Source organism: Halomonas sp. MMSF_3323, assembly GCF_030733595.1.
Taxonomy (GTDB): Bacteria; Pseudomonadota; Gammaproteobacteria; order Pseudomonadales; family Halomonadaceae; genus Halomonas; species Halomonas litopenaei.
In genome coordinates this window covers 98,962-105,510 of sequence record NZ_JASHIT010000015.1, presented here as the reverse complement: position 1 = coordinate 105,510, position 6,549 = coordinate 98,962, and the positions used below count along the sequence as shown (strand labels likewise).

Below are 6,549 nucleotides of genomic sequence, written 5' to 3'. Positions count from 1 at the left end.
GTCGGCACACAGCGTTATCTCAGGGCTGTTCCTGATCATCACGATCGGCCGCTTCCTCGTCGGCGGCTTCGCTGGCCGATTCCCCTCCTGGGAATTCGGGACGGTCGTGCAGGTAGTGGCGTGCCACGTCGATGACGGCGATATCCAACAGGAAACGACGGCCAAGCAGGACGGGATAGCTCAGGTGGGTGCGGTCGTTCAGGGTGAATTCGACCTGTTCACGCAGCGGGCCGAGGGTCATCAGCAGGCTGACCACGGGGCGGCTTTCTTCACCGTTGGCCTGGACGATGGTCACCTTGCGTTCTACCGGTGCCTCGATCCATTCATCGCGCACGGCCTCGACCACCGAATCTTCTTCATTGAGGCCCAGCTTGAAGCGCACCCATTCGTCACCATCCCGTTCGAAGGTGGTGACATCGGTAGCGGACAGCGATGAGGTGTTGGCCCCGGAGTCGATCCGCGCCTTCAGATAGGTGCCCACATCGGGCAAGCCAACCCACTCGCTGCGACCCAGCAGTTCCTTGTTGTCAATACCGGACTCGGTGCTGGCCTCACACTGCGTCGTCCGAGGACCGGGCTCCGCGCTGCCGCGCTCGAGCCCGGCCAGATCCTGGCGTACGCCGCGCAGCAGGCTACCGACTTCGCGGATATCGGCGGTCATGCGGCGATCCTGCGCCGCCTGTTCACTGAGCATGTCGTGGGTCAGGTCGCAGCGTCCCGCCAGGCGCGTCTCGAGCCCTCGGATCTCGGCGTGGAATTCCGAAGGCGTGAGAGGCTCAGGAGGAGGCGGAGCGTCGACCGGTGCCAGAGCACAGCCACCGAGCATCGCGGCGGCGGCCAAAGAAAGAAAACGAGTCGGTCGGAGGGGCATGACGCTAGCGTCCTTGTATCGGCATCGACAAAAATGGTGTGACTCGACAAGACCACTTCCGAGGAAGCTAATCGAACGAGACAAATTGAAGCGATGATAAGGAGCGACGCCAGCGCTGTCCATGCTGGGGCCGGGTTGATCACGCCTCAGGTGCTCCGCTGTACTGCTCAGAACCGCCCACAATCCCGAGCCCGCACCCCTGAAAAAGCGCAAGGGTGTCTACTGAGCGGGGCCAATGTCTACCTCATCAGAAATCGGGACAATAGACCCAAGGAGTTGCCTGAGTATTGGCGGCTACACAAGTCCCTATACAAGCCCCTGGGCATTCCGCTTCCACTATGCAGAACCTCTCGTGCTTTGCTGAAGCTAGCACGAGGCTGACTACAATAACGCAACAAGATAGCGACAGAGTCGACTACAAGGTTCAACGTTCTCGTCGGAGCCCTCGCCATGGATAACAAGATTCTTGTGGTAGTGACCAGTCACGCCAAGTATCCCAATCATGATCGAGCCACGGGTCTGTGGCTAGGTGAAGCCGTGCATTTCATCGATCATGTCGAACAGGCTGGCTGGACCTGCGACATCGCAAGCCCCAAGGGGGGCTATACGCCCATCGATCCCCACAGTCTGGCGGCCGCCGAAGCGATTGACTGGGACTACTATCAGAACAAGGACTTCATGAACCGCCTGGGTACGACGCTGGCCCTGGACGAGGTCAACGCAGCGGACTATCGGGCAATCTATCTGGCGGGCGGGCATGGAGTCATCTGGGACTTTCCGGGCAACGAGACGCTCCAACGCCTGTGTCGGGACATCTACAAGGCAGATGGTATCGTATCCTCTGTGTGTCACGGTGCCGTGGGCTTGCTCAATGTGACCCGGGATGATGGGGAATACCTGATCAAGGGCATGAAGGTGACCGGCTTCTCCAATCATGAGGAGCACCTGGCCAAGCTCGACGACATCGTGCCGTTTCTTACCGAAACGGAGCTTGTCGAGCGTGGTGGGCTCTATCTGAAGGCGGATCGCGCCTGGGAGCCATTCGCCGTAGTCGATGAGCGGCTGGTCACCGGGCAAAATCCAGCCTCGGGCCGACGCGTGGCCGAACTGGTGCTGGAAGCGTTGGGCGACTGATCACCGTCGGTCAGCAAGATCTTTTCTATCCGGACATCACCATGGCAGCCAGACATCGTCAGGGAAGACGCACGATAGCGATTATCGTCACCACGGCGCTGGTCGCCGGACTCGTCATGGGGTTCTACGCAGGAAGCCGCTACCAGCTCTGGCATCTCCAGGACGCCTGCCTGGATGCCGGAGGACGGGTTTCAGACGACGGTGTGGCACGATGTGAAATCGAACGTGAGGTTCCTGCCAGCTAGCCAGCGGAGAGGAAGCGTCGCTGGGTTGGGCAGGATGGAAAAGCAGCCAGACGAGCGACATGGAGACCGCAAGCGCCAAAGGGGAGGCAGCAGAGCATCAGAGGCTTGTCCGGGAGAACCGGCAAATACCTCATTTAACATAATATAGATTATGCGAACCATGAGTCATGAGAGCTTGTGAAGGCTGATAACAGGCTCTTGTCACCTGAACCCCGCGTCAATCGCTGTCCTTATCTACCTCGAACTTACCTCGAACTCGGCGGTAGCTTCCCACCGAGCCCAACGGATTTAGATCATCGAACTGGCAGTCCTGTCGAGCGGACTGCGTCAACCGATGACAACTGACGTACTGGCGGCCGGCACTGACTCAACCCTTCTCCTTGAACCGCTGGTAGGTCTCCCGGGCGCGTTCCAGGTGGCGCGCCATGGCGGCTCTGGCGGCGTCGGGGTCGCGTGACAGGATGGCGTCGAGAACGTCCTGGTGCTCGGCTTCCACGCGCTTGAGATAGGTGCTGGTGGAGTCGGTATTGACCTCGCTGGTCGCGAGCTTCGAGCGTGGAATCGCGCTCAGGTTGAGCTGCTCCAGCGCCTGAGGGAAGAACGGATTGTGGGTGGCCCTGGCAATCGCGTGGTGGAACTCGAAGTCCTCGTTGCGAGCCTGACTACGCTGCTGACGGGCCTTGACGAAGGCCGCATGGGTATCACGCAGGCGAGTCTCGTCGTCGGCCTCGAAGCGCTCGGCGGCCAGTGCTGCCGCCGCAGGCTCCAGATTAAGCCGCAGCTCGATGACATGCAGGATATCTTCGACGGTGGTCGGGCGAATCCGCTTGGCGGGCATGGCCTCGGCCGGTGCGGCCCGGATCACCGTGGTGCCGACGCCACGCCGTGCCTCGACCAGGCCCAGCGACTTGAGGTGAGCCACCGCCTCGCGAATCACCGTCCTGCTGACACCGAAGGAATCACACAGGCCGCTTTCTGTCGGCAGCTTCTCGCCGACGGCGATGGTTCCGGCGGTGATCAGACCTTCCAGCTGGTCGGCCACGTTCATCGACAGACTGCCTTCACGCGTCAGCTTCTTGACGTTTAGCGGTGCCGGTTCCGTGCGGGGTGCTGGCTTGGCTGCCATGGTCGATTCCTCTTCAGTTCGCGTGGCGATGACGCGACGTGCCGCAAAGCGCTATCACTGGGCTACTTTTCAGGGCTATTTATCAGGGCTGTATATCAGCACTGACTATCAGGACGCCAGTGTATCAAGGCGATGGCGTCAGGTCCCCGGTGTCAGGCTGCTCGATCCTCTATCCCTCTATCCCTCTGTCCCTCTGTCCCTCTGCCAGTGCCGGAGACGGATGCCTGGTGGCTTTCCGCGACGATTCAGTGGCTATTCATCGTCAGGGTGGCCCTGGCCTGCAAACTTGCCGCCCTGGAAGCGCACCGAAGGGTCATCGGGAGCCAGCCGCCCTCCCCTGGCCTCGATCTCGGCACGCCAGGGTTCCGAGCTGTCCCTGGGCACCCAGCCCAGAAAGCCTGCTTCGCGATTGTCCCACCATTGTTCGGCGTTGTTGGAGGCGCCGTAGACCACGGTGTAGCCCAGTTCAGGGACGCAGAAGGCGCGCTCGAGCAGCGCCACAAAATCCTCGACGCTCATCCAGGTGGCCATCATGCGGGCATCGGCGGGCTCGGGAAAGCAGGAGCCGATACGCACCGCCAGGGTCTCGACCCCGAACTTGTCGAAGTACAGGCTGGCGAGGTCCTCGCCGAAGCCTTTCGACACGCCATAGAGCGAATCCGGGCGTTTCGGCACCTTGGCGTCCAGCCGCTGATGCTGTGGGTAAAAGCCGATGACGTGGTTGGAACTGGCGAATACCACCCGCGGCTTGTCATGACGGCGCACCGCCTCATAGAGGTGATAGGTGCCCATGATGTTGGCCGGCAGGATCTGCTGCCAGGAACGCTCCACCGATACACCGCCCAGGTGGATAACACCATCGCAGCCTTCCACCAGGCGAGCGACAGCATCGACGTCGGTCAGGTCTGCCGTGACGATCTCTTCATGGCGGGTGTCGTGGGTCACGTCCTGGTCGACGGCGACCATGTCGGACAGCCGGACCTTCTTTGCCAGGCGACTCAAATGAGGTCTCAGAGCGGTGCCCAGGCCCCCGGCGGCGCCGGTGACCAGCAGTCGATTCAACATGTCAGAATTCCTTCTCGTGTGTCGTGTCTCGTGTCTCGTGATACGCGCCTTCAGCGACCGAAGCCGTACAGTTCGGCGGGATTGTCGACCAGGATGCGTTGGCGCTGCTGCTCATTGGCCCAGGCCAGCAGTACGTCGAGCTGGTCAGGGTCGTCTGGATACTGATCTCGCGGGACACCAACATGGGGCCAGTTGCTGCCCCAGAGGATGCGCTCCGGGGCGTGGTTGATGACCCGCCGGGCGATGGCGCCGACGTCGTCGTAGTCGGGCCCTCCGCTCAGACTGGTTTCATAACCGGCGCAGATCTTGAACCAGGCGTTGCCGCGATCGAGCAACCTGAGAATGGCGTCGACGCGAGGATCATCGGCCGGCACCGGATCGATGAACTTGCCGATATGATCGATGATGTACGGGCACTCGATACGTTCCAGCATCGGCAGGTGCTGGTCGAGCTCGCGGCCATTGAACTGCACCATCAGGTGCCACCCCAGGGGCGCGATCAACGGCTCGACCTCGGGCAGGCGAGCCAACGGCATGGCGCCTCCGCCCAGGTTCATGATGCGTGCGCCGCGAACACCTCGGCCATGCCAGTCTTCGAGGGTTTCCACTGGGGTGTCAGGACTGACGACGGCGACCCCGCGGGCCTTGTCCAGGCCCAGTTGGTCGAGTGATGCAAGCAAGGCGCCATTGTCGAACTGATAGGCGTTGGACTGGGTCACGACCACCCTGTCGAGCCCCATCCAGCGCTGATAGCGCCTGAAGTCCTCGAGGGTCGCGAGCTCCTTGATCGGTGCGGCCTGCGGGTGTCCCTCGAAGCCTTCCAGAAACAGGTGGGCATGGCAATCGGTGGCGCCGGCGGGCGCCTTCAGCCTGGGCGCGCGCCCTTCCAGCGGACGGGTATTGGCCGGTATCACTGTCTTGTCTCCTTGAGGGCGAAACGTGTCAGGGCGTCGCGATCGATCTCGATGCCAAGTCCAGGGCCGTCGGGGATACCGACCCAGCCCTGATGATGCTCCAGCGGCTGGGTAACAATGGCCTGGCGGAAGGGATTGTGGGTCCGATCGAACTCCATGATGGGTTCGATCGGCTCACGTCTGGGCGGATTGGGCGGCAGCGCCGCCATGGCCTGAAGGCTGGCGGCGATGCACACGGCGGTGCCCCACACATGGGGGACCAGACGCACGCCATGAAGCGCCGCCATATCCACGACGCGCCGCATCTCGGTGAAGCCGCCGACGCCGCATATGTCGGGCTGGCAGATATCGATGGCGCGACTGGCCAGCGGCTCCTGCATGGCGTAGCGGCCATGCCAGTTCTCGCCACTGGCGACCGGTAGAGGCTGGCCATCGCGCACCGCGCGATAGGTATGAATCTGCTCCGGCAGTACCGGTTCCTCGAACCAGTCGACGTCGAAAGCCGCCGCCCGCTTGCCGACCTCGAGGGCCTCCAGCAGGTCATAGCCGTGGTTGGCATCGATCATCAGACGCCGATCGGGACCGATGGCCTCGCGCACGGCGGCGATGACCCGAAGATCTTCCTCGACGTTGAAGCCGATCTTGATCTTGACCCCGTGAAAGCCTTCCTCGGCGTAGCCCGCCACCTCCGCGGCGATATCACTGACCCGGTCCACGCCATCGCGACGAAAGGAGCCGGTGGCGTAGGCCTGGACGCGTTCGCGAAAACGCCCTCCCAAGAGCTCCGACACGCTGGCACCGTAGTGCTTGCCCTTGATGTCCCACAGCGCGATGTCGATGCCGCTGAGGGCGGTCATGGTCAGCCCCCGCTGGCCCTGGTCACGCAGCCGGTTGTAGAGCACGAGCCACAGTCTTTCATGCTCCAGCGGGTTGGCGCCGATCAGGGTGTCGGCGTAGGTGGCCACCACCGCGGCGTTGGCCTGGGCCGGACCGAGGCACTCCCCCCAGCCGACGGTGCCGTCTTCGCAGGTGATCTCCACCAGGCAGTGCTGGCGGCGTTCGAAGCGCATGGAAGCACTTTCGAAGGCCTGTTCAAGGGGATGATCCAGCAGATGGGTCTCGACCCTGGCGATCTTCATCGGTGTGCCTCTTTTCCTGTAGGTGGTCAGCGGCGTGTGACGCCTCGTCGAAGGG

Annotated in this window: 7 protein-coding genes; 2 read left to right on the top strand and 5 right to left on the bottom strand. The window is 62.4% G+C overall.

The genetic code is table 11. From position 1 onward, the window contains the following. Nucleotides 1-19: 19 nt before the first annotated feature. Nucleotides 20-871, bottom strand: coding sequence for an ATP-dependent zinc protease (locus tag RBB39_RS09840; RefSeq protein ID WP_108133627.1), 852 nt, complete (start codon nucleotides 869-871; stop codon nucleotides 20-22). A gap of 450 nt (nucleotides 872-1,321) precedes the next feature. On the opposite strand from RBB39_RS09840, the gene RBB39_RS09835 reads away from it, so the two are divergent. Then, nucleotides 1,322-2,005 (top strand): type 1 glutamine amidotransferase domain-containing protein, encoded by a 684-nt coding sequence (locus RBB39_RS09835; RefSeq protein WP_306169062.1) that lies wholly within the window; start codon nucleotides 1,322-1,324, stop codon nucleotides 2,003-2,005. Nucleotides 2,006-2,046: 41 nt separating this feature from the next. Next, entirely contained in the window at nucleotides 2,047-2,250 is a 204-nt protein-coding gene (locus tag RBB39_RS09830; protein WP_108447942.1) for a hypothetical protein, read from the top strand. Between the two features lie 367 nt (nucleotides 2,251-2,617). On the opposite strand, the gene RBB39_RS09825 is transcribed toward RBB39_RS09830, so the two are convergent. The 4 genes from RBB39_RS09825 to RBB39_RS09810 form a co-directional block, all read right to left on the bottom strand. Beyond that, a complete protein-coding gene (locus RBB39_RS09825) occupies nucleotides 2,618-3,376 on the bottom strand; it encodes a FadR/GntR family transcriptional regulator (RefSeq protein ID WP_306169061.1) in 759 nt (252 codons plus the stop codon). Nucleotides 3,377-3,628: 252 nt separating this feature from the next. Continuing rightward, the gene (locus tag RBB39_RS09820) at nucleotides 3,629-4,441 is read right to left on the bottom strand and encodes an NAD(P)-dependent oxidoreductase (RefSeq protein WP_306169060.1); all 813 of its coding nucleotides are present in this window, start codon (nucleotides 4,439-4,441) and stop codon (nucleotides 3,629-3,631) included. 50 nt (nucleotides 4,442-4,491) lie between these two features. Then, nucleotides 4,492-5,355, bottom strand: a complete 864-nt coding sequence (locus RBB39_RS09815; protein ID WP_306169059.1) for an amidohydrolase family protein — start codon at nucleotides 5,353-5,355, stop codon at nucleotides 4,492-4,494. Then, nucleotides 5,352-6,494 carry a mandelate racemase/muconate lactonizing enzyme family protein gene (locus RBB39_RS09810; protein ID WP_306169058.1) on the bottom strand — a complete coding sequence of 381 codons (1,143 nt, stop codon included), beginning with the start codon at nucleotides 6,492-6,494 and terminating at the stop codon, nucleotides 5,352-5,354. The genes RBB39_RS09815 and RBB39_RS09810 overlap by 4 nt, the downstream gene beginning before the upstream one ends. Between the last annotated feature and the right edge of the window lie 55 nt (nucleotides 6,495-6,549).

What these genes read in the sequence shown, in the direction of transcription:
- RBB39_RS09840 (WP_108133627.1), bottom strand. Translation starts at nt 871, where the DNA reads ATGCCCCTCCGACCGACTCGTTTTCTTTCTTTGGCCGCCGCCGCGATG.
- RBB39_RS09835 (WP_306169062.1), top strand. Translation starts at nt 1,322, where the DNA reads ATGGATAACAAGATTCTTGTGGTAGTGACCAGTCACGCCAAGTATCCC.
- RBB39_RS09830 (WP_108447942.1), top strand. Translation starts at nt 2,047, where the DNA reads ATGGCAGCCAGACATCGTCAGGGAAGACGCACGATAGCGATTATCGTC.
- RBB39_RS09825 (WP_306169061.1), bottom strand. Translation starts at nt 3,376, where the DNA reads ATGGCAGCCAAGCCAGCACCCCGCACGGAACCGGCACCGCTAAACGTC.
- RBB39_RS09820 (WP_306169060.1), bottom strand. Translation starts at nt 4,441, where the DNA reads ATGTTGAATCGACTGCTGGTCACCGGCGCCGCCGGGGGCCTGGGCACC.
- RBB39_RS09810 (WP_306169058.1), bottom strand. Translation starts at nt 6,494, where the DNA reads ATGAAGATCGCCAGGGTCGAGACCCATCTGCTGGATCATCCCCTTGAA.